Here is a 797-nt window from a genome sequence, read left to right on the forward strand (position 1 = left end):
CGGCCCCAGACGCTGTAACCGTTCTGATCCGGTCCGCTGGTATCGTTAGAGTCCCAGGTCACCACGTAGTTGCCGTTTTGCAGCGCACTGACTGCGGATGACGCCTGATTGTTAGTCAGGGTCTGGTTCGCTACGAAGCTGCCTGTTACAGCATGCGTTGACGGATCATAAACTGACACACCAACATCATATCCGGTGGCTTTAATCGCATAAGTAATCGCAACCTGGCCATTTTCCAGCGTTGTAACAGATGGCAACGGCTCCCATTCAGGAATGATGGCATTTGCGTTCAGGGTCGTGGTTGCCAGCACGGTCTCCGCCGTGACCGGCGTGCCGTTTGCGTCATACTGACGACCATAGACCGTCCAGTTGCCGTTCAGGCTCGCTTCCCAAACCACCAGATAACCGCCGTCTTCCAGCGAAGTGATCACCGGAACGCGCATTTTGCTGGCGGCGGTGCTGGAGTCCACATTGTACTCTGCGCCATTAGTCACGACGCCGTTCACGTTACCCGCACCGTCGTAGCTGTAGGTATAGCCCTGACCCTTGATATGCGCACCGGAATCCGTGCTCCATACCACCTGGAAAGTGCCATCTGACAGCACGGTAACCTGCGGCGTGATCTGGTCGCCCGCTGTGGTGGTGTTCACCGTGAACTCCGCCCCGACCGGCTGACCTTTCGCATCCAGCAGCTGACCCTTGACGCAGCTGCCAGAGCCGTCTCCGCTCGCCGACTGCCACACCACGATGGCGCCGCCGTCCGGCAGGCTGGCTACCGACGAGACCGTCTGCGCTCC

1 protein-coding gene is annotated in these 797 nt (G+C 59.1%); it reads right to left on the bottom strand.

The genetic code is table 11. The features are described from left to right. Positions 1-797, bottom strand: a 797-nt coding sequence (locus HFD94_RS22775; RefSeq protein WP_207712427.1) for a hypothetical protein, incomplete at both ends; no start/stop codon positions are given.

Origin of the sequence: Pantoea sp. EKM20T (genome assembly GCF_011800485.1) — a bacterium.
Classification (GTDB): Bacteria; Pseudomonadota; Gammaproteobacteria; order Enterobacterales; family Enterobacteriaceae; genus Pantoea; species Pantoea agglomerans.